This window comes from Vibrio sp. OPT46 (genome assembly GCF_015163535.1).
GTDB classification, from domain to species: Bacteria; Pseudomonadota; Gammaproteobacteria; order Enterobacterales; family Vibrionaceae; genus Vibrio; species Vibrio alginolyticus.
Genome location: NZ_JADDYG010000749.1, coordinates 1 through 492 on the forward strand (window position 1 = coordinate 1; position 492 = coordinate 492).

1 protein-coding gene is annotated in these 492 nt (G+C 40.9%); it reads left to right on the forward strand.

Going from position 1 to position 492, the window contains the following annotated elements:
• Positions 1-195 precede the first annotated feature (195 nt).
• On the forward strand, positions 196-492 hold a 297-nt coding region (locus IQR33_RS34595; RefSeq protein ID WP_228014177.1), incomplete at its 3' end, for a GNAT family N-acetyltransferase.

Consider the following 492-nt stretch of genomic DNA (forward strand, 5'->3'; position numbering starts at 1 on the left):
GGGCTTCCAGCGTTTATCACTTGCTTAATTCTCCAATTTCTTTGAGTACGAGCATAACAAATTGTTCAAGAGTGATTCGGCACGCGTGGCATTTTTACTATGCGTTGGTTTTAATGGTTAAGGTGGTATGCGGAGGCTTCGGTATTGCGTGCCTCACACCTTAACAAGGCGTTATGTAACAAGGAAAGATCGAGCATGGAAATACTTACAGCTAGACTGAAAATGACTCAAATTACGGACAAAGATTGGGAATTATTTGAGTCTTTACATCGTGATCCTGCTGTTATTAGCTTATGTTTCGATGAGCCACCTCCTTCAGAGATAAAAGAAAAATTTGAATCAAGGCTTCCTCAGTGGTCTAAAACTTCAGAAAATTGGCTATGCCTTACAATGACTGTACGGGAAACTGGTGAAAAAATCGGTGTCACTGGTTTTCATCTTATCGATGGCGTGGCAGACGTTGGGTATTTAATTCTCCCTCAATATCATGGT